Source organism: Streptomyces sp. NPDC043738 (assembly GCF_056436545.1).
Genome location: NZ_JBWKCJ010000001.1, coordinates 536,678 through 556,103 on the forward strand (window position 1 = coordinate 536,678; position 19,426 = coordinate 556,103).

At 63.2% G+C, this 19,426-nt stretch carries 30 protein-coding genes and 1 other RNA gene; 29 read left to right on the plus strand and 2 right to left on the minus strand.

Going from position 1 to position 19,426, the window contains the following annotated elements:
- The first annotated feature begins 245 nt into the window (after positions 1 to 245).
- The 29 genes from AC0680_RS02375 to AC0680_RS02515 all read left to right on the plus strand — a co-directional run bounded on the left by AC0680_RS02375 (position 246) and on the right by AC0680_RS02515 (position 18,054).
- Positions 246 to 419 (plus strand): hypothetical protein, encoded by a 174-nt coding sequence (locus AC0680_RS02375; protein WP_478624229.1) that lies wholly within the window; start codon positions 246 to 248, stop codon positions 417 to 419.
- Between the two features lie 57 nt (positions 420 to 476).
- A complete protein-coding gene (locus tag AC0680_RS02380) occupies positions 477 to 1,049 on the plus strand; it encodes a deoxynucleotide monophosphate kinase family protein (RefSeq protein ID WP_478624230.1) in 573 nt (190 codons plus the stop codon).
- A 154-nt stretch (positions 1,050 to 1,203) separates the two neighbouring features.
- Positions 1,204 to 2,151 carry a hypothetical protein gene (locus tag AC0680_RS02385; protein WP_478624231.1) on the plus strand — a complete coding sequence of 316 codons (948 nt, stop codon included), beginning with the start codon at positions 1,204 to 1,206 and terminating at the stop codon, positions 2,149 to 2,151.
- 289 nt (positions 2,152 to 2,440) lie between these two features.
- Positions 2,441 to 3,289 carry a hypothetical protein gene (locus AC0680_RS02390; protein ID WP_478624233.1) on the plus strand — a complete coding sequence of 283 codons (849 nt, stop codon included), beginning with the start codon at positions 2,441 to 2,443 and terminating at the stop codon, positions 3,287 to 3,289.
- Positions 3,290 to 3,395: 106 nt separating this feature from the next.
- Positions 3,396 to 3,947 carry a phiSA1p31-related protein gene (locus AC0680_RS02395; RefSeq protein ID WP_478624235.1) on the plus strand — a complete coding sequence of 184 codons (552 nt, stop codon included), beginning with the start codon at positions 3,396 to 3,398 and terminating at the stop codon, positions 3,945 to 3,947.
- A 173-nt stretch (positions 3,948 to 4,120) separates the two neighbouring features.
- Positions 4,121 to 4,837 carry a recombination directionality factor gene (locus tag AC0680_RS02400; RefSeq protein WP_478624236.1) on the plus strand — a complete coding sequence of 239 codons (717 nt, stop codon included), beginning with the start codon at positions 4,121 to 4,123 and terminating at the stop codon, positions 4,835 to 4,837.
- Positions 4,837 to 5,004 (plus strand): hypothetical protein, encoded by a 168-nt coding sequence (locus AC0680_RS02405; protein ID WP_478624238.1) that lies wholly within the window; start codon positions 4,837 to 4,839, stop codon positions 5,002 to 5,004. Before AC0680_RS02400 ends, AC0680_RS02405 begins: the two co-directional genes overlap by 1 nt.
- Positions 5,005 to 5,074: 70 nt before the next feature.
- The gene (locus AC0680_RS02410) at positions 5,075 to 5,308 is read left to right on the plus strand and encodes a hypothetical protein (protein ID WP_478624240.1); all 234 of its coding nucleotides are present in this window, start codon (positions 5,075 to 5,077) and stop codon (positions 5,306 to 5,308) included.
- 73 nt (positions 5,309 to 5,381) lie between these two features.
- Positions 5,382 to 5,618, plus strand: a complete 237-nt coding sequence (locus AC0680_RS02415) for a hypothetical protein (RefSeq protein ID WP_478624241.1) — start codon at positions 5,382 to 5,384, stop codon at positions 5,616 to 5,618.
- 86 nt (positions 5,619 to 5,704) lie between these two features.
- Positions 5,705 to 5,851 (plus strand): hypothetical protein, encoded by a 147-nt coding sequence (locus tag AC0680_RS02420; protein ID WP_478624243.1) that lies wholly within the window; start codon positions 5,705 to 5,707, stop codon positions 5,849 to 5,851.
- A 105-nt stretch (positions 5,852 to 5,956) separates the two neighbouring features.
- Positions 5,957 to 6,235, plus strand: coding sequence for a hypothetical protein (locus AC0680_RS02425; RefSeq protein WP_478624245.1), 279 nt, complete (start codon positions 5,957 to 5,959; stop codon positions 6,233 to 6,235).
- A 248-nt stretch (positions 6,236 to 6,483) separates the two neighbouring features.
- Positions 6,484 to 6,660: a hypothetical protein gene (locus AC0680_RS02430; protein ID WP_478624246.1), complete on the plus strand. Its 177-nt coding sequence runs from the start codon at positions 6,484 to 6,486 to the stop codon at positions 6,658 to 6,660.
- Positions 6,657 to 6,806: a hypothetical protein gene (locus AC0680_RS02435; RefSeq protein ID WP_478624248.1), complete on the plus strand. Its 150-nt coding sequence runs from the start codon at positions 6,657 to 6,659 to the stop codon at positions 6,804 to 6,806. Before AC0680_RS02430 ends, AC0680_RS02435 begins: the two co-directional genes overlap by 4 nt.
- Before the next feature lie 106 nt (positions 6,807 to 6,912).
- Positions 6,913 to 7,125: a hypothetical protein gene (locus AC0680_RS02440; RefSeq protein ID WP_478624250.1), complete on the plus strand. Its 213-nt coding sequence runs from the start codon at positions 6,913 to 6,915 to the stop codon at positions 7,123 to 7,125.
- A complete protein-coding gene (locus AC0680_RS02445) occupies positions 7,122 to 7,646 on the plus strand; it encodes a hypothetical protein (protein ID WP_478624251.1) in 525 nt (174 codons plus the stop codon). Before AC0680_RS02440 ends, AC0680_RS02445 begins: the two co-directional genes overlap by 4 nt.
- A gap of 43 nt (positions 7,647 to 7,689) precedes the next feature.
- Complete coding sequence (locus tag AC0680_RS02450; RefSeq protein ID WP_478624252.1) at positions 7,690 to 10,248, plus strand: phage/plasmid primase, P4 family; 2,559 nt, start codon at positions 7,690 to 7,692, stop codon at positions 10,246 to 10,248.
- Positions 10,249 to 10,316: 68 nt separating this feature from the next.
- Positions 10,317 to 12,170, plus strand: coding sequence for a DNA polymerase (locus AC0680_RS02455; RefSeq protein WP_478624254.1), 1,854 nt, complete (start codon positions 10,317 to 10,319; stop codon positions 12,168 to 12,170).
- Positions 12,171 to 12,590: 420 nt separating this feature from the next.
- Positions 12,591 to 13,502: a sigma-70 family RNA polymerase sigma factor gene (locus tag AC0680_RS02460; protein WP_478624255.1), complete on the plus strand. Its 912-nt coding sequence runs from the start codon at positions 12,591 to 12,593 to the stop codon at positions 13,500 to 13,502.
- Positions 13,503 to 13,622: 120 nt separating this feature from the next.
- Positions 13,623 to 13,793, plus strand: coding sequence for a hypothetical protein (locus tag AC0680_RS02465; RefSeq protein ID WP_478624257.1), 171 nt, complete (start codon positions 13,623 to 13,625; stop codon positions 13,791 to 13,793).
- Complete coding sequence (locus AC0680_RS02470) at positions 13,793 to 13,960, plus strand: hypothetical protein (RefSeq protein ID WP_478624258.1); 168 nt, start codon at positions 13,793 to 13,795, stop codon at positions 13,958 to 13,960. The genes AC0680_RS02465 and AC0680_RS02470 overlap by 1 nt, the downstream gene beginning before the upstream one ends.
- The gene (locus AC0680_RS02475) at positions 13,960 to 14,385 is read left to right on the plus strand and encodes a hypothetical protein (protein ID WP_478624259.1); all 426 of its coding nucleotides are present in this window, start codon (positions 13,960 to 13,962) and stop codon (positions 14,383 to 14,385) included. The genes AC0680_RS02470 and AC0680_RS02475 overlap by 1 nt, the downstream gene beginning before the upstream one ends.
- Positions 14,382 to 14,642, plus strand: a complete 261-nt coding sequence (locus AC0680_RS02480; protein ID WP_478624260.1) for a hypothetical protein — start codon at positions 14,382 to 14,384, stop codon at positions 14,640 to 14,642. Before AC0680_RS02475 ends, AC0680_RS02480 begins: the two co-directional genes overlap by 4 nt.
- Before the next feature lie 284 nt (positions 14,643 to 14,926).
- Positions 14,927 to 15,490, plus strand: coding sequence for a hypothetical protein (locus AC0680_RS02485; RefSeq protein WP_478624262.1), 564 nt, complete (start codon positions 14,927 to 14,929; stop codon positions 15,488 to 15,490).
- Positions 15,490 to 15,553, plus strand: an RNA gene (locus AC0680_RS02490) — hammerhead ribozyme type II. Before AC0680_RS02485 ends, AC0680_RS02490 begins: the two co-directional genes overlap by 1 nt.
- A 9-nt stretch (positions 15,554 to 15,562) precedes the next feature.
- Entirely contained in the window at positions 15,563 to 15,892 is a 330-nt protein-coding gene (locus AC0680_RS02495; protein WP_478624263.1) for a hypothetical protein, read from the plus strand.
- A 105-nt stretch (positions 15,893 to 15,997) separates the two neighbouring features.
- A complete protein-coding gene (locus AC0680_RS02500) occupies positions 15,998 to 16,192 on the plus strand; it encodes a hypothetical protein (protein WP_478624265.1) in 195 nt (64 codons plus the stop codon).
- Between the two features lie 102 nt (positions 16,193 to 16,294).
- Positions 16,295 to 17,002, plus strand: a complete 708-nt coding sequence (locus AC0680_RS02505) for a hypothetical protein (RefSeq protein WP_478624266.1) — start codon at positions 16,295 to 16,297, stop codon at positions 17,000 to 17,002.
- A gap of 41 nt (positions 17,003 to 17,043) precedes the next feature.
- Positions 17,044 to 17,418, plus strand: a complete 375-nt coding sequence (locus AC0680_RS02510) for a hypothetical protein (RefSeq protein ID WP_478624268.1) — start codon at positions 17,044 to 17,046, stop codon at positions 17,416 to 17,418.
- A gap of 276 nt (positions 17,419 to 17,694) precedes the next feature.
- Entirely contained in the window at positions 17,695 to 18,054 is a 360-nt protein-coding gene (locus AC0680_RS02515) for a hypothetical protein (protein ID WP_478624270.1), read from the plus strand.
- A gap of 106 nt (positions 18,055 to 18,160) precedes the next feature.
- Here AC0680_RS02515 and AC0680_RS02520 read toward each other — a convergent pair whose 3' ends face one another.
- Positions 18,161 to 18,346: a DUF397 domain-containing protein gene (locus tag AC0680_RS02520; protein ID WP_478624272.1), complete on the minus strand. Its 186-nt coding sequence runs from the start codon at positions 18,344 to 18,346 to the stop codon at positions 18,161 to 18,163.
- Positions 18,343 to 19,170, minus strand: a complete 828-nt coding sequence (locus tag AC0680_RS02525; protein WP_478624274.1) for a helix-turn-helix domain-containing protein — start codon at positions 19,168 to 19,170, stop codon at positions 18,343 to 18,345. The genes AC0680_RS02520 and AC0680_RS02525 overlap by 4 nt, the downstream gene beginning before the upstream one ends.
- Positions 19,171 to 19,426: the final 256 nt, after the last annotated feature.

Sequence of the window (19,426 nt, forward strand, 5' to 3'; positions counted from 1 at the left end):
GTCTGTGTCGCGATCGTCGGGGCAGGCCCTGCGTACCTAGGACTATCCCGCCGGGTACGTGGGGCCGTCAGCGATGAGGGCACCGCAACGAGGGAAGCAGTTGCCGCCGAAATCCGGGAGTCCGTGAGCCGGCTGAACGGTCGCCTCGATGCACTCCGCACGGACATCCGAGATGTCCGGGAGTGGCAGACCAGCCATACCGCGGAGCACATGCTGATCCAGCACAACCAGACCGAGGAGTGATTTTGGACTTCGTCAAGACCCACGCGACCCGAATCTACGCCGTTGCCGTTGCCGTCCTGGCCCTGGTGGCGCACTTTGTTCCGTCCGTTCCCAGCGCCCTGGTCCTGGCCGTGGTCGCCGCTGCGCTCGGTGTCGGCGAAGGCGTTCAGCGGGTCGAGGACAGCAAGAACGCGTGACGGTGGGACTCACTCCCTAGGGCCCGGGTGACAGAGCCTCGACCCCAGGGAGTCCCCGTGTCGTACCCGAATATCGCCCTGATGGGGCGCGCACGCAGCGGTAAGGACACCATCGCTCGCCGGCTGACCGGACAGTTCCAGTACGTTCGCGTGGCCTTCGCTGACCCGCTCAAGGACATGGCGCTGAAGATCAACCCGATTGTCTCTGTTACGTCCGTCGGGATGTCCGTGTGGCTATCGGACATCGTGGAAGACGGTGGCTGGGAGCGAGCCAAGGACGAGTACCCCGAAGTCCGCCGCTTCCTACAAAATCTCGGCCAGTCCATCCGTGAGCAGGATGAAGATTTCTGGCTGAGCCAGGGTCTGCGCAAGCTGGACGAGGCAGCGAAGTGGAACCTTCCCGCTGTGGTCACTGACGTGCGGTACCCGAACGAGTACGAAGCGTTGCGCACCCGAGGCTTCAAGATGGTTCGCATGACGCGCCCCGAACCCTCACCGCTGTACCCCGTAGACACGGGGCGGCACACCAGTGAAACCGCACTGGACGACTACAAGGCCGATACGAAGATCTTGAACGTCGGCCCCTTGTATCAGCTCTACCGAGACGCAGACGCTCTGGCCGGCGAGTAGCATGCTTTGCCCCCTACTGCCCTAACCGGCGGTAGGGGGCTCTTTGTGTTTTGTGGGGGTGCTACTAGTACTAGCATGTGCGCCGTTGCGGTGATCATGGGGCCCTGCCACCATGGCAGCGACCGCCACCCCGCCCCACCACTGGAGAGATGCTGTGCCGAAGCGTCACGAGACCATTGACGAGATCAACGAGCGCGTACGCGTCGAGATCACTGAAGGCATCCAGAAAGTGAGGGATGCCGCGCGGGCCGGCAACGAAAAGAAGGTTGCCACGCTGGATGAGTCCGTGAAGATCCTCATTCGCGAGCTACCGGCCAACGAGCGCAATGGTAAATACGCACAGCTGAAGAAGGCGCGCGAGACGGAAGCGGTACCGGCCGGCGAGCTTGAGCCCACAGCGGACTACGCATCTGTACCTGAGGTCTCTGACCTGGTTGACCAAGGCACGAAGGCTCTCGTTGATGGCGTGAATCTCCACATGAAGGCCAGCGTGACCGCGCGGGAGGTAGCCCGGATCATCCTGGCTATGCGGGTGCGCCTGTCCAACAGTGCTGGTGACCCCGATGTCCGCGCCGAGTCGTACCGGGCACGCGCTGCGGCACACGACATGTACGCGGCAACTGGTCAGCAGCTCAGCGGGGATGCGTACGACGTTGAGGTAGCGGTGAAGAAGCTGGAACGGTCCGTTCAGAACGCCATGAGCGACGTGCGCGCCGAGTATCTGCGGGGCCTCGACACGGACAAGGAAGAGGCGAAGCGGTTCCGTGCCATCATCAAGGCGGCCGGCCGTGGGGTGAAGGCATCAGAGGCGGTAGCGAAGCATTACGACCTACCGCTGAAGGGCAAGAACGAGATTGCCCGCGAGAAGTACCAGGCGAAGCGGGACCGGAGCGCAGCGGAGCAAATCGCCGCGCACGAAGAGGATGGAGAGCACCCCGTGAAGCGCGGAGTGCTGGCGCTGCAGTCCGCGGGTAACCGGCTGGTGAAGGTGGCCAAGACCAAGGCTGACGACCTTGACCCCGCGGCGAAGGCCGAACTCAAGGCGCACGTAGATGCCACGATCGTTAACCTGACTGCTGTCTCTCAGGAGTTGGCGGACTGACCGCGAGACCCTTCGGGCCCCCTCTGGCGGCGCGCCGGGGCGGGGCCTTTCGCATGTCCGGTGACGCAACGGCCGTCAGCGCGGGAAGCGTCAGAACCTTTGACCTGCGCCAAGTGATGAAGTGACGGTTCTTAGGTTGTTTCCAATCAAGCTATACATTTTCTCTCTTCTATCTCTGTACGGCTAACCCGGAACGTGCGCCACTTCGTCACTTCGTCACTCCGCGCACCGCGTGGGACTCACTCCCTAGGCCTCTAGTGACAGCACTTGGCACTACCGAGGGAGACCCATGGGCAAGGTGCGCACACGCAAGGTGCAGCAGCTTCGGCACTACTTCGATACCGATCGAACGGACATCCTCTACCCGGGCGTAACCAGCATCTGCGGAATGATCGCGAAGCCGTTCCTGGCTCCGTGGTCGGCTGGCATGACCGCTGATCTCGCCCTTGACTCCCTGGACTTCATCCGAGGTATGGCGGAGCGCGACCGGAAGGGGGCACGGGCCTACCTCGCTGGCGCCGCCCGCCGGTACACGGACATCCGGAGCGACATCGGCAGCCGGGCACACACTCAGTTCGAGCTGATGGCCCGCGGACTCCCGCTGGACGACGACGGATACCACCCGGACATGGTGGCCTACGTTGCGCACTACAAGGATTTTCTCCGGCAGGTCAACCCGGAGTTCGTTCGGCATGAGGACATCGCCTGGTCGGACACGCACGAGTACGCCGGCAGCTTCGACGCCTACGCGTACGTCTGGTTCGTTCCCGACACCAGCACACCCGACCCGACGCGCCAGGGGGAAAAGCGTCTGGTCATCATCGACTACAAGACGAGCAAGAGCACGTATCCGGATGTCGCACTCCAGCTCAGCGCGTACGCCCACGCAGATTGCATCATTGACACCGAGGGTGTTCGGCACCCGATGCCCGAGTTTGATGCCGGCGCTGTCCTCTGGATCACCCCGGACAAGTGGGAATTCAAACTGGTGAAGATCGATGACAGGGTCTTTGAGCGGTTCCTCAACCTCCGCGGACTCCTCTGCTGGGACCGGGAAGAGTCCGGGTCCGTCCTGAGTCAGCCGGTAGCCGGTAGCGGGAGCAAGTTCGTGACGGGGACGGAAAGGAGGGCGAAGTGACCCTTTCAGAGCTGCTGTCCGACCCGGTGTTCGTCCTGCTGGCACCCGGCGGGGTGTTCCTGGTTGTCCTGGTACTCGTAGTTATCGGAAACGGAGACATCGAGCTGTGACCACGGTCAAGATTGGTGACAAGGTGACCACCGACCGGTTCGACGCCACGTATGGCAGCGTGGTCTGCGGGCCGTTCGCTTCCGCTGAGTTCCTCGCGCCAGCCGTGCTGGTTGAACTTGCCGACGGCCCCCGTTCCGGGGAGTGCGCGATTGTACCGGTGAGTCGGGCCAAGCTGTACGTCCCCACCTACGCGCCAGGGACGGAGGTCACACGCGCTGGCCTGTCCGGCGCTCCGTGGTTGGTGGACGCTGGCCCGTTTGACGGCTTGACGGGTCCCTTCTACGTGGTGTCCCGCGGAGGTACCAGCGTGACCGCTACGGCCGCTGGTCTCCGTCTAGTTGAGACCCCCAAGCCGGCCCGCACGTATGAGTACGACGGCGTGACGTACGACCTGGACGCCAAGTACCTGGATCGTGTCGGCGACGTGTATGCGTTCACCGGCAAGTACATCAACGGCCTGCCCACGGTGACGATGTTCGGCGATGAGGGCAACACCGACACCTTGGATGACACCGTGCGCGAATGGGGCCCCCTGACGCGCGTCTGAGAACCCCAACACCCCCCATTGACCTCGGTCTTTGGGGGTTTTCTCATTTCTCCACAGGCCCCTTGGGACTCACTCCCTAGGGGGTGAGTAGAGAGGCACACGGAAGGCAGGAACCGCCCGACGGAACCCCGACCCTGTGCCTCTCCCCGACTACTCACCAGGGGAGAGCCTGCATGTCCTTCAGCGACAACATCTTCGAGACTGACCCTGACAGCAAGCCGGCCGAGCGCTCCGGCGGTTACGACGACTTCACCGGCAGGATGTCGCTTGGCCGGAACGTCAACGGCAAGGTCACCACCCTCGACAACTGGCGGCTGGCGGTGAAGGACCAGGCGACCGCTGACGCGCTTATCCAGCTGTTCGGCGGTGAGGTTGTCGAGACAGAGGCAACCAACGATTTCTACCTGGACGTTCTCACCGAGCGCGCGAAGATCCTTGCTGTCATCGACGGTCCCGAGAAGGTCTACGACGACGGCAAGCTGTGGATCAACGGCGTGCTCATGCACCACTGCGACGGTAAGAAGTTCCTCAGCCCGCCGGAGAAGGCTGGTCACGCTTGCCTTTGCCCCGAGACCATGGCGGAGCGCAAGGCGGCAGCGAAGGAATACCGCGGGCCCAAGCCTTCCATTGAGATCACGTTCCGCCTGGCGGATGACCCCGAGCTGGGTGAGTTCAAGCTCTCTACCGGCTCGTGGGGCCTGGTTCAGGTTCTCCACCAGGTCAAGGCCAAGCTGTCGCGCATCGGTGAGCCGGCGCTCGTAGAGCTGGAGATTGAGAACGTGTCGTTCATCGGCAAGAACGGCCCGATGAAGGGCAAGACCGTCAGCTACAACCAGCCGGTGGTCCGGGTGTTGAAGTCGTTCAACGACGCCATCGCCGATGAGCGCTGATGGAGCGCCAGTCCTCGCTGGAGTTCGCGTTGGCCGTTCGGTCCGATGAGTACATCCGGCAGCCGCTATGGAACTTCCGCCCCGAAGAACGTCCCGCCGTAATCGCCGAACGCCGGCGCCGCTTCGGCATCGCTGATGAAGAGATAGGCGACCCCGAGTACAGCTAACCGAATCGCCCGTCCCTTCGTGGGGTCGGGCTTTTCGGGGTGTCCACAGTTCCACGGGAGAGGAAAGCACATGGCCCTGTACGAGGTTTCCCGCACTGACCACGTCGGCCCCGGGGAGTTCGTCAACGCGATCGTCGTTGCCGGCGGAACTTCTCAGGCCCGCAAGGCCGTTGCCCACATGAAGGGTGTAACCGCGAAGAACCTCAAGGCGGAAAAGGTCGACACCACGGGTAGCGTCACGATTCTCGCTACCTACTGGGACGAGACGCCGCCGGAGGACGAGCAGTACCCCAACCACTTCTAACCCAATTGCCCGTCCCTGCAAAGGGTCGGGCTTTTCGGGGGTGTCCGAATTTTGACGGGAGAGAGGCACGCACATGGCCCTGTACAAGGTCAGCCGAACTGACCAGGTTGGACCGGGGGAGTTCGTCAGCGCGACGGTCATCGCCGGCGGTACTGCTCAGGCGCGAAAGGCCGTTGCCCACATGGATGGCGTGACCGCGAAGAACGTCCGCGCGGAAAAGATCGACATCACGGGGCGCGTCACCGTCCTCGATACCTACTGGGATGAGCGGTACGCGTCGTTCTCAGAAGAGGTCTCGTACGTCCCGTAGGTCCGATAACCCGATTGCCCGTCCCCTTCATGGGGTCGGGCTTTTCGGGGTGTCAGCAACTACAGGGGAGAGACGCCATGCGAGACGTGACCATTCAGGAAGCCGGCGACGCGGTAGTGGAACTCACCGAAGGGTGGCCGCCGGAAGACCCTCGCTGGGAGCTTCTCAAGACCATCGCCTACTACTACCAGCAGCTGCCGACCCCGAAGCAGCTGACGAAGTCCGGTAGCTGATTCCCCGTCAAATCCAGCAGCAGAAGCAGCCGGCACCACGTCCGCCGCAAGAGCCGGATACACGCACGCCAAGCGGAAAGCCCATGCCGTACTGAGGGAGAGCAGATGAGTAAGCGCGGAGTTGTCACCGACTACGACGGTGACGAGATTTACCCGGGTGACTTGGTCGCCTACGCGTCGCGCCGCGGTAACACGGTTCGCCTTGCTGACGCCATGGTGTTGGAGGTCTTCACCAAGAAACTGGAGGGAGTCATGATCCCCTTCCTGAAGGTGCAGCCGACGGGCAGTGAATCCGGATTCTTCCGCCGCAAGTCCCCTCGTGTCGAGACCATCGCGCTGATTCACGTCCGGCTCATCACGCCCGGAGTGGCAGCGACCAACTAGCAATCGCCAACAGGGGTCGGGAGGTTCAACGCCTTCCGGCCCCTTTGCATGTCTGGAGTCGGGGTGAACAACGACTACGAAATCCGGCTGCAAGAGCCAAGCGAACTTTGCAGGTCCTACGGGTGCGACTACCCGCTGTACGTCGTGTGGGACCTGAAGGCGGACAAGCGCGTTCCGTTCGGGAACTACCGCCGGCATGACCAGGCAGTTGCCCGGATCATTCGCATGCGGAACAGGGAGAACAGCTAATGGTCAAGCTCATTCGCCACGATGCGGCACCGCCCATGGGCGATATCCGCCGGCTTGGCAAGGGAGACACGGTCTGGGTCACCGACAAGGCCCGTGAGCGTAAGGACTGGAGCCGGATCGTTTCGGCGATTGCCGATGCGGTGAGCAACGGCGCTGATGTGCGGAGGCTGGCGTGAAGCAGCACAAAGTGACACTCGTTGTTGTCGCACCCGAAGGCACCGACATCGACATGCTTCTGTACCGCTTGACGAAGTACAGCAACGTGGATTGGTGGACCGAAGGAGACCCGGTAGTGGAGGACTACAAGGGGGACGACGAATGAGCACGTGGTGGCATCTCTCTGCAGGAATCGGCCTTGCGTGTGTCGGGCTGGTCGTCGTCGCACTGGTGACTGTCGGCGCGCTTCGTAGATGGGTGGAGGGGGACTAATGGCACGCCAAATGGTCGGCGACGATGACGACGTTTACCGGCTCAAGGTCACCTACCGCAAGCCGAATTGGCAGGGGCTGACTGAAGAGACCTTCGGGCCGTTCAACTCCATCGGTGCCGCCCGAGGGCAGCGGACGGTCTACCTCAAGAAAAAGTGGGTTGCTGACGCGGTGATCCAGGTTGCCCGCACGGAATGGAGGGACGTTCAGTGAACCCCTCCAAAGCCAAGGGCACCGCGTGGGAAACCGCTACTGCCCACTACCTGAACGAGCGCCTCGGTCTGTACAAGCCCGACTGGAAGAACCTTCCCGCGGCACAGCGGTTCGTGGACTTCCTTTCCCCGCTGAACGTCAAGCGCCAGGCGCAGACCGGTGCCAAGGACGTGGGGGATCTCTGGGCGTGGCCCTTCGTCATCGAGTGCAAGGACGTTAAGGCGCCGGCCATACCCGCGTGGCTCCGGCAGGCCAAGGCGGAGACGGAGAACGCCGGCTTCCCGTACGGCGTAGTCGTCCATAAGACGCGCAGTTCCAACGCCGGTCGTGCTGCCGTGCACTTCGACGTACGCACGTGGACTCGTGTACGGCTTCAACTCGGTTTGCCAGCCCGTGAGTTCTGGTACGTCCACGGATTCACCTGCACGGCCCGAGGGCTGGATACGTCCACGTGGCGGTTCACGACCGATCTAGAGCAGTTCGCCTTGATCCTGCGGAAAGCGCGCGGCGCCACGCGGTGAGTTTGGGACTCACCCACTAGGGCGTCAGCGAAGGGAGAGACACATGCTTCTGTCAGATCTGCTGAGCCGCTTCGCTGACGTGTCGGAGGAGATGGACGGGGGCTATCTGGCGCGCTGTCCGGCGCACGACGACTCCCGCCCATCCCTCCGCATCTGGCGGGGCGATGACAACAAGGTGCGGATCACGTGCCGCGCTGGCTGCCAGACAGCGGACGTAATCGAGTCGGTGAACCTGCCGTGGTCCGCGCTGTTCAACGTGACTGGCGAAGGCGCCACGGTGCCGAAGGAAAAGCCACAGCTTGCAGGGCCTGGCGCTATCGCTGGTCTTCGGGCGTGGCTGGATACGCTGGGCTACGGCGACAGGGAGTACGCCCTTAGCCGCTTCGGGATTGATGGGGCTGACGCCGAGCGCTTGGGCTTGCTTGATTGGGCGCCAAGCGAGACACATCCCGCGTTCGTTTCCCGGTCCTTCGCGCGCTTCCCTCGGATGGTCGTTCCGCTCTATGGCTTTGACGGAGTTGCGCGCGGCGCACAAGGGCGAGACCTCAGTGGGGAGTGCCCCGGGCGATGGCTCTCCCTGATGAACCCCAAGGGGGCCCGCTGGAGCCCGTACGGGGTCTTTCGCGGACAGGGTGGGTACCGGGCAGTCATCGTCACTGAGGGGCCCGGAGATGGCCTCACAGCGGTTGCTGTCGGGTACGACGTGGTGTTCATCCGAGGCGCTGCCCTGGCCGGCAACCCGGAACTTCTCGTCGAGCTTGCCGAAGGCCTTCGGGGCTACCAGGTCATCGCTGCAGGGGATAACGACCCGGCCGGCCAGCAGTTCAACCGTCGCCTTGCGGAAGGTCTTTCGGAGAACGGCATCACGGTCTTCGAGATGGCCTTGCCGAAGGACAAAGACGATCTCACCGCATGGCGCGAGCGTGATCCCGACGCCTTCCCCGCGGCATTTCACGCTGCCGTAAAGGCGGCAAAGCCTGTGACTAAGGAGGGTGCCGCCGTGGTGGACACCGAGACTGGCGCCCTGGTCCCCGACGGGGACGACTCGGCACGCGCCGTAGCGCTCATGGCGGAGTTTGCCAAGCGGTACGGCAGCAGCGACGTTCTGAACGCGCATGCGTTGGTTGCCTTCACCGGGGGCCGGATCAAGTATGCCTCCGGCTTGGGCTTCTACGTCTGGAACGGCGTGGTGTGGGAACAGAGCGAGACCCGCGTTCGGCAGGCCATTCACCACATGGGTGCTGCTCTCACCGCTGCCGCTGACGAGAAGTCCAAGGATGCTCCGGCAGATGCCAAGGATGACCCGGGGAAGTTCCTGCGGAAGATCTCCAAGGGGTTTACGACCACCCGGGCTATCGACAACCTCATGCGCGAACTTCGGGCTGTTCCGTCGGTGTACGCGGACGTGGCGGACTTCGATGCAAAGCCCGAATTGCTGTCCTTCCGGAACGGCACCGTGGACCTTCGCTCTGGCCGGCTTCGTCCGCATGAGAAGTCAGACATGATCACGCAAGCGCTGGCCATCGACTACGATCCCGACGCGAAGTGCCCGGGGTGGGAAAAGTTCCTCGGTGAGATCTTCCCGGGCTTGCCAGAACTGCCGTCGTACGTTCAGAGGCTGGTCGGGTACGGACTCACGGGTTACACGTCGGAGCAGTGTTTCGCTGTCCTCTGGGGCAAGGGCGCCAACGGCAAGAGCGTGCTCACCGATGCGCTGGCCAAGATCTTCAAGGCAGTCACGAAGAACACGCCATTCGCCACGTTCGAGGACAAGGCAAGTGGCGGCATCCCGAACGACATTGCCGCGCTGAGGGAAGCTCGGTTGGTCATGTCGTCCGAGGGTGAGTCCGGCAAGCCCATGTCAGAGGCGATCCTTAAGCGCGCGTCGGGTGGCGACGAAATGACCGCCCGATTCATGCGTAAGGAGTTCTTCACTTTCACTCCGAAGTTCCTGATCATGCTGGCGACCAACCATCAGCCAAAGTTCCGCGGGCAGGATGAGGGACTTTGGCGACGGGTCAAGCTGGTGCCGTTCCGCCGGTACTTCGCTCCACATGAGCGCGAGGACCGGGCCGTGATGGACCGGCGATTCCAGGTGGAAGAGGCGGAGGGCATTGCCGCATGGGCGGTCCGTGGGGCTGTTGAGTGGCTGTCTAACGGCCTTCAGGACCCGGCTGTAATCACGGACGCCACCAAGGAATACCGCGAGACCTCAGACGCCCTTGCCGGCTTCTTCCCGGGCGTCATCGTGCGCTGCAAGGACGAATGTCAGATGCCGGGGTCGGAAGCGTTCAATGCCTACCTGGACTGGTGTGAGGCGGAGAACCTGCCGTCCAAGGAACGGTGGAGCCGGCGTGCGTTCTACAGCGCCATGGCTGAGCGGCAGGTGACTTCGAAGAAGACCAACAAGGGCATCGCTCTACAGGGCGTGTGTCTCGCTGAGAACGAAGCTGAGAACGCCGACGGGCCGGGGATCTTCGCCGCCGACAGTCCCGCCATTCAGAAGTTCCATGAAGAAATGGCGGAGATCAAGAAGAAGCAAGAGGGTGAATTCACGAAGATCAGAGAGGAGATCCACCCTCTCTGGCGTCCTAGTTCGTAAGAACACAACCGCATAACCAAGGGTCGCCCATGCTGGGCGGCCCTTTTTGCGTTCCGGACGGGAGAGGCATGAAGGAATACCGCGGATCGCTGAACGGGCAGGGGTGGACCGGGTGGCTCTGTGAGCGCCCCGAGGATCTCCGCCTGTTCATGGAATGGGTCAGCCGGCAGCGAGACGTTGTCGCGTTTGACACCGAGTCTCAGGGACTCGGCATCTACCACACGGGGCCGGACTACCTGAGGCTGGCGCAGTTCGGTACGGCCACCGAAGCATGGGTTGTGCCCGTGGAACTGGGACCGGCGTTCCGTGCTGCGGCGGCTGACGCATTGCGCATTCTGCCCAAGCTAGTCGGTCACAACGTCATTGGCTTCGATGGCCTGGTCGTGGACAAGCACCTTGGCGTCACGCTCGAAGAGTTCTGCGCCAAGACCACGGACACCATGATTACGTCCAAGCTGCTTGACCCCCGCGGGCCGGAAGCCGGCGGAATCGGTGCCAGCCTCAAGCCGCAATCTGCGAAGTACGTAGACCCTTCAGCGCCGGACACCCAAGAGGGGCTGACCGCGCTGTTCAAGTCGCTCGGGTACACGAAGAAGTCCGGGTTGGGATGGAAGTACGTCCCCTGGAATCAGCCGGTCTACGTCGTCTATTCCATGCTGGACGTGATCCTTGCGTCGCGTCTATTGGTGGCGCACCAGGCCGACATGAGGGCCAAGGGCGTTCGCCCCGCGCTGGTGGCGTACGAGCACGAAATCTCGGAGATGTGCGCCGTCATGGCACGCGCCGGAATGCTCGTTGACCGGCCGTACACGGAGTCGCTGTACGGGACGTTGGATGCGGAGCGAGAGAAGTACGTAGCCATTGCCGCCCGGTACGGGGTGGAGAACGTAAACAGTGATCGGCAGATCGTAGAGTCCCTACTCGGGATGGGCGAGAAGTGGAGCGACCGAACCGACGGGGGAGCGCTCTCCGTAGATGGGTCGGTCCTTCGCCGATTCGCCGATCTCACGGACAAGTGGGAACCGATCAGCAGCCGGACGCCGAACCCCCTTGCTGACGCGGTGCTTCACGCGAAGCGAGCGGGCAAGTGGCGCACGGCATACGTGGACACGTTCCTTGAGACGACGGATGAGCGCGGGTACGTGCACCCCAACATCAACACCTTGCAGGCCCGTACTGGCCGGATGTCCATCACCAAGCCGGCTGTCCAGACGCTCCCTTCCGGAGACCAGATGATCCGTCGCTGTCTGCTGGCGGACGAAGGTCACGTGATGGTGTCCACGGACTTTGCTGCTGTGGAGATGCGCGTGCTTGCCGCCCTGGCGGATGTGAAGCGGATGAAGCACGCGATCAAGGAGGGGGAAGACCTGCACGGCTTCACCGCCCGCCTGGTCTACGGAGACGGCTACACGCCGTACCACCGAAAGGTCTGCAAGGGCATCGGCTTCGGAAAGGTCTACGGCGGAGGGGCCGACACCGTCAGCCGGCAGACGGGTGCTCCCGTGGACGATGTTCGGCGCGCCATGGCTGCGTACGACCGGGCGTACCCGGAGATCAAGCGGGCGGGCAACAGGTGGAAGCGGGAGGCCTTCAACAACGGCATGGTTCACGTAAGCGCGACCGGGCGCCGGCTGCCGCTGGATCGGGATCGTACGTACGCCGTTACCAACTACGCATGCCAGTCCGCCGCACGGGATGTGCTCGGTCAGTCCATGCGCCACATGAAGGCGGCCGGGCTGCTGCCGTACATGAAGCTCCCGATCCATGACGAGATCCTGGCGTCCGTTCCCAAGGCCGAAGCGGCGGAGTTTGCCCGGGAGTTCGAGCGCTGCATGACCTTCGACCTGTTCGGCGTACCCATCGAGGCCGAATCGGAGATCGGTGGCCGTAGCTGGGGCAGCCTCTACGGGGCCGACTTCTAGTTGAGAGTTCAACAAAGGTGGAGCTACTAGTACTAGTAGCTCCCCGATCTCAAGATTCTTTGCGTGCATCTCGAACGCGTGAATCGAATGATCCACTCTTTGATTCCAAGGTTGAGACCCCGTGATCCGGCCGTGACCCCTCTCATCCTCAGGTAGGACCCTGGGTCACGCCTTCATTCTTGCTGCAACTGCACCTGGGGTAGAGCTGTCTAACTCAATGACAAGTCATTGACGTGCTACTAGAAATAGCTCTACCTTCAACTACATCGCACGGTGGCACCGATCAAACCACCGTCTGACCTGCAGTTTCGCAGTTTCTCAGCGCCCGCGTCCTAGGCACCCCCTTGCCAAAAACAGGTAAGGCCAGCCGTACCTAAGAAACGCAGGGCGCTTCACACCACACACATGTGAGGCCCAGTCATGTCTGACGCCCTGATCACCCCTGCCCTCATTTCCGCCGCTCAGGCCGGCGACCGTGACGCCATCGAGGCTGTTCTTCGCGACGCAGAGCAGACCATCACCCGTCTCGCCGCTCAGGCGGCAAGCCAGTACCAGCGCCAGGGAGGGGCGGACCGGGGGCAGTTGGAGAACGACGGTCGCGTTGCCGCCTGGATGGCCATCGGTCGCTTCGACGCCGAACGCGCTGGTGAGGATGTCGTGGACACCTTCCGCGGCTACATCTACAAGACAGTCGCCCGTGCCATGCAGGACAGCGTTCGTGGTCAGCGGTTCGACGGGTGCGCCGGGGCCGATGACGACGCGATCAAGGTGTTCGGTCAGATGGTCAACAAGGCGGACGGTGATCTGTACCTGGCGGAGCAGATGAGCCGTCACGTCCCGCCCGCTGGGCGACGCCTGGACAAGGACCGGGCCCGAGCTGCCCGGATGGCGTGGCAGGGGCGTGTGTGCCTTGACGTGCCCGTCGGTGAGTCCGAAGAAGGTAACCCTGGCAATTACAAGACGCTTGGGGACACGTTGGCCAGCATTCTTGGCATCCCCGAAGACATGATCACCGCAGGTGACATCAGCCGAGAGCAGACCCGCGTCCGTGTCGCCACCGTGCGCGCCGTCCTGGACTCGATGGGCCAGCGACAGGCGGACGTTCTCCGACATGACTTCGGCATCGGCGTGGACGAATTCTCCACTACCGAAGAAATCGCCGAGGCTCTGGGAGTCACGCCGGTAGTGGTCCGCAAGGCCAGGGACAACGGCAAGCGGACCTTCGAGGCGAAGTTCATCCAGGCGTACACGAACTCCCCTGCAGAGGCGCAGGCATGGGCCAGCGCTGCCGCCATGAAGCGCGCTGAGGGCCGTTCTTCTGCCCGTCGCTAGCCCCTTGGGACTCACTCCCTAGCGGGTGAGTAGAGACACCGCCCCGATACAGGACCACACGCCGGGTGCAAGTCCCGGGCGGGGCGCTCATCAAGTCCCCTTCGAATCAGGAGAGACGCCATGAGTGCAACTACCTACCACACGGCTCACGGGTACACGGTGGAGGCCTTCCGAAAGGGCCTGGAAGTCGAGATGGTGACGCGGGACCCCGCTGGCGACGCCGTCTCCACCGTCGTCATGAGCAGCTTCGAGGCTGCGGCCCTGTTGGTCGACCTGGAAGAGGCCATCTGATGAAGATCGATGCCACGGACGACGGTATCGAGCGGGCCGAAGCCATGGCGGAGCGGGTTGAAGCGTACAAGATCGCTCAGAAGCTTCTTACCGCCGGCGGCACGTTCGAGCCGAATGACGCGCTGCAACTCGCTGCGTTCCTTGTCGGGTACAGGGAGATGGACTGATGAGCAACGAGCGACGCGATCGGTACGCCCTGGCGCTGAGCAAGCTGGACGGCTGGCGGGAGGGTCACGTCAAGGATCACGGCCAGCGACCCGAGTACCTCTCTGCCGCTGACGCTGCCATGGCCGTTGCGGACGCTGAGCTTGCTGAGCAGCACTGCGAGTTGAGCTACGCGGCCGACTGCTTCCGCATGGAGCGAGACCGGGCGCGGAACTCCCTCAAGACCCGGCGCGCGATCAGTGCTGAGCAACGGGAAGAAAACGCGCGCCTGCGGGCAGAGATCGGCCAGCGAATCGATCTGCACAACGAGGATTTGGCCACCATCCAGCGCGTTCGCGCGGTGTTGGATCACCCGGGCTACGGAGGGCATTGGGGGTTCGCGCTGTTTGCGCAGGCCCTCCGTGCCGCCCTGGACGGTGACTCATGACCCCGGAACAGACCATCGCCGAGCACGGTCCGCGCGTCCTGGCCCGCTACGGGCGCGACTACTTCAACGGCTGGTGCGCCGGCCTGCGGACCAGCACGGAAGAGCGCGACCATAAGCACACGTGGAAGTGGTTCGGCGTGTCGAGCGGTACCCGCTGTATCCACTGCAACGTCCCGGCGTCCAACGTCGGCGACACCAAGATGCGGCTTCTCGCCGAGCTATTCGCCAAGACCCGGCCCATAGAGGGGGATCGCTGATGCCTAGCCAGGAAGACCAGGAGTACATCACCGCCGTTGAGATGGACCTGTACAACGGCAACGCCTGCACCCACGCTGGCGCAACGGCTCATCCTCACACGGAATCTGACGGCACTACGCGGACGGTCTACAGCTGCCTCTGCGGGATGTCCTGGGGGTGAAGGTGCTAGCCCTAGTAGCACCGAGTAAGAAAGGTGCTACTAGGGGCTTGTGATCTTAGTAGCACCACCCTTACTCTCGAACCACTTCGAAGCCACTGGGGCTCTCAAGTAAGGGGACTCATCATGGTCAGGATCTCGTTCTCCCAGCTCAACGCCGAGGGTCTCGGAAAGGCGCTCCGCGACGCAAAGGTTAAGAAAGACGCCGAAGCAGCAGCCAAGGCAGAGGCCCTGCGCAAGTCGGCCGAAGCGCACGAGGGTCAGCGCAGCGAGAGTATCGAGAGCAGTGACAACGACGGATTCCGCAGCCAGTGGGCGCACGGCCTGTGCGCCCGAGAGGACCGGTTGGCCGCGCGCATCGCCGACGAAGGCGGGACTGCGGAGTTCCCCGGCCTCTTCGACCTGGACGGCAACCTCGTCCCCGCCCGACGCGTGCGGGGACAGTTCGGGTGGTCGTGGGAGCTGCTGACCCGGCAGGGGCGCCGCGCCGGCTGGTTCTACGAGTCCAAGGCCAAGAGCACCGAGACGCGCCGCCGGAACAACGCGGCCAAGGGCTACTACATCGGCACCGTCCGCGCCCCCGCCGAGGCGACCATGCAGGACGGCGAGGGTCGGAGCGTGGCCGTGGTCGCCGAGCGCACCGACGGCGGATGGTCCCCCGACGTGGAAATTGTCGACAACGGGCACTGAGCCGAAACGCCCTTCGGGGCGTCCGCGGGGAATGGCCTACCCGCGCTGATGAGGCAGGCCGTAGGAGGAGCGATGGCAAAGAAGCTGCGGGCGACGCGGGTCGGTACCGGTTACTACGAGGTGGCCACTCCGCTTGGGACGTACCGCGTAGAGAACATCCCGGCCCCGAAGGGATCGGGATACGGCTCGGGGCCGAACTGGCTGATCGTCAGCCCCGGAGAAGAGGTAGCGGACGCGTCCAAGCCCACGAAGCGTGAGGCCATGGAGTACCTCCAGCGTATCTGTGACGAGCACGAGCCAGCCTTCACGCTGGAGGCGAAGCAGGACACCGGTCCAAGCCTCGACGACTACGCGAAGGCAAGCCGGATCATCCAGAGTCTCATTCCGGGCGTTCGTCGCTAGCAACTTGCCTCGCAACCGGCCAGCCCGATGGCGCCCCCAGCGCCGGGTCTCGTGGTTCGAATCCACGGCGAGGCACTCGTAGGCCACAACTCCGTAGGAGGAGAGATGCAGACCATCACTATCCCCGCCACCGATATCCGCCCCGGCGACCGGCTCTGCGGCGACGACGGTGTTCCGTTCGCCGAGGTCACATACCGCACCGGCCGGAAGGCCGTGAAGTGCAAGACGCGCGACCTGGACGGCGCCCCGTACCTCAACGTGTGCTTCCCCGTTGGCACCACGGCGGTTGTCCAGCGCTGAATCACCAGCCCCGGCATCCAGCCGTTAGGGCGCGGGGTCAACTCCCGCCCGGGGCACCCATCCCCCCCCCCACAACTCAACAGCGACGAAGGGTGCGCCGTTATGCGCAAGTTCCTTGCCAGCACTGCCGCGGGATTCGCGGCCCTGGCCCTCACAATCTCGCCAGCGTCAGCGGCAAGCCCCGTTTATTCCGGTCCCGGCTGGAAGATCGCAACGGACTTCGGCGTGAAGGCTATGAGCCCCACGCAACAGTTCACGATCACCTTCCAGTCTCAGGAGATCAAGGACCGTTGGGCACCCATGCTCACCACGGCGATAGCCCAGCTGAACGCCCTAGGGGTGCGTGTAACGGTCGGGGGAGTTGAGTCCTACCCAAACACCGCACTTTGCCCCACGAAGGGCCACGTGTACTTCATGGAGCGCTTCCAGCCCTACGGGAAGCCCGGGTATAGCCAGGGAATCCCCTGCTACAACACGACGGATCACAGCGCGTGGGGTGGATGGGTCTTCATGGACTCTGAGTACGGAGATGGGTCCTGGTACCTCACGTATAACGCCTGGCGGAACCTGCCTACACACGAGATGGGGCACGCGCTCGGGCTGGATCACCCGAACGACGACAAGTACGGCGACGGGGACGGCGTCACCGAGGACTTCGAGTGCCCCTACGGCATCGAGGGCGCCAAGCCGGTGATGTGCTCCCCAAACGGGGGGTTCAAGTCGACGCAGTACGCCGGCCGGCTCAGCGACCAGGACCGGGCGGGGTTCACGGCGCTGCTGAACAACGCAAGGGCTCTGGGGATCTCGTAGCTGGACGTACGATGCCTTCCCAACACCTAGGGGAGGGCATCGTGTTCGGTTCCAAGAAGAGTGATGAGGACAGAGCCGCAGCGAAGGCGGTCACAGAACTAAGACTCGCCGTCTCGGCCATCGGGGGAGTGATGGTGCGCAAGGACCCGCTCCGGTTCACCGCGCCGGGACAGATGGATGTCCCAGTTGCCGGCGCCAAGGTTAGCGTCGACCGGGGAGAGGCAGCTAAGCGCATCACGGCAACCCGGGTCGCCCTGGCTGGCCCGTTCGCGCTGCTGCTGAAGAAGGACACGACTCAGTTGTTCATCACGATCGAAGGCGCGGACGGGTCGGCCATGCTGCTGGAGTGTCCGGCCCGCAAGGAGGCGGCAGCGCGGAAGTTCGCGTTGCTCGTATCAGCGAGGTACGGCAACTGATCAACAACACCGACCCGGTAGGCCCTAGTTGGGTCTGCCGGGGTTTCTTTTTGGTTACGGGCGGTAGCCGCACGGGGTGCTACTAGTCCTAGTAGATCTTCTGACTACGTTGTCATCCGGGGTGCCGTACTCTATCCGCGGTATTACCGGCGGTACGGTCCTGTTTTCGTCAAAGTCTCAACTACTCTTGCTTGCACGGGGATGGACACCGGTACCCCCAAAGCCGGATCATGGGCATCCACTTACGAAGATTCTGTGAGTGCAAGGGGGTTTTGCGTGAACATCTGTGGCTCTTTCGTGGTGACGCTGGCCGTTTGGGTTCCCAACGCTGATGGCATGTGGGTGCAGTGCGAGACGCTCGGGCCGTGCCTCGGGGAGGAGCCGATCCAGCGCTGTCCCGAGCTGTTGCTCGTTCTGAAGGCTCAGGGGAAGTTGGTCAAGAGGCTGCTGGAGCACCCCAAGGTTCCGCGGTACGAAGCCTTCCGCATCACAGGGCGTAACTGCAAGACGGGCGCGCTGGTAGGGCTGACTCAGTGGCAGCGCAGCGCCGAGACCCACCTTTTCGTCCCCACCACCGGGGAGTGGACCGAGTGCGAGTGGACGCACGGCAAGTGCGGTGTCGGCCTGGCAGCGTAGACAGCAAAGAACCCCCGCTTCTGCGGGGGCTTTCTTGTTTCAGGCCGGCTGGCAGAACGTAAAAGCCCCCGCAGCGCATGAGCAACTGCGGGGGCCGTAGGCGGGGTCACGCGCTCTTGGCGAACTCCACCAGACCGGACCACGCGGAGCGCGTCAGCGCCATGACGGGGCTCTCGTTGCCCAGCTTGCTGTCACGGACAAGGATGTGGGGCTGGCTGTCGGCAACCTCGATGCAGGCGCCACCATTGTTGCTGTAGGAGGATTTGAACCAGCGGGGGGCTTCGGTTGTCACAAGGTGCCCTTTCGTGTCTGACTGATCAAGGCCACAGCTGCCGCCTGTGAAGGCGCTTCGGCCTGAAGCTGATGGTATGCCGTCAGCAGCGGTAGCACGGCGGTACTTTCTCGTTCGAGATGGCCCCGGTGCGCCGACTCGGCGTACGACATGAGCTGACGATCCAGCAGTGTCAGTAGGTATACCGGCAGGTCGAACGGCCGGCGCTCCCCCATGTCGTACGTCGCAATCTGAAGCATGGTGTTAGGAAGCTCGGCGAACTCGATCAGTCGTGCCAACTGAGCATCCATGACGGCAGACCCGCCAACGGGACGACGGATACAGCTTTCGTCCAGCACAACGAAGACCAGCGGCGGGCGCGGGCGCACAAGCGCTGCTTGCCGTTCCGCAACGATCCTCACACGCTCCCTTGCTTGATCAGTAGTGATCGCCCCTCGCGTCACGGCGCTGTCCGCCAGAACTGCTGCGTACTCCGGGGTCTGAAGTAGACCTGGGATTACGCCTACTTCGTACAGCCTGATCTCTGCCGCCCGGCCTTCATGTCCTACGTACTCCGGGAAGCCCTCCAGTAGCGCGCCGTACCGTATCTCGCGCCACTGACGTTCGAACATATCGCCAGTGCCGAAGGCCAGGTCAGCGCTGCGCGAAAATCGCAAAGTTGGCATCTTCCGACCAGTTTCTACAGCCGAAATATGCGCACTGGCGTACCCCATCAGGTCGGCTAGATCTTCCTGCCTCCACCCGCGATCCTCACGAGATCTGCGGACATGTGCCCCGAAGGCAGCTTGCGGACTGCTGTCCGGCTGTAACTCCTTACGGTTCAACGGGCCTTCACCAACCTATCTGCCGTTTCTGACACGTTGATTAGCTCCCGACTGTAGGCCACTGTGAGTGCTCCCGGTAGTGGCAGCACTACGGAGAGGAGTACGGAATGCGTAGGCCAGCAGTAGACACCCGGACGGGTACGCCCGGGGTCATCGTCAGCACGACACATGATCACTACGTCTTCCAGCCAGACTACGGAGGGCCTGAGATGCGGGTCTCCGTGCGATACGTCAGTACCGACCCCAGGAAGGTGCG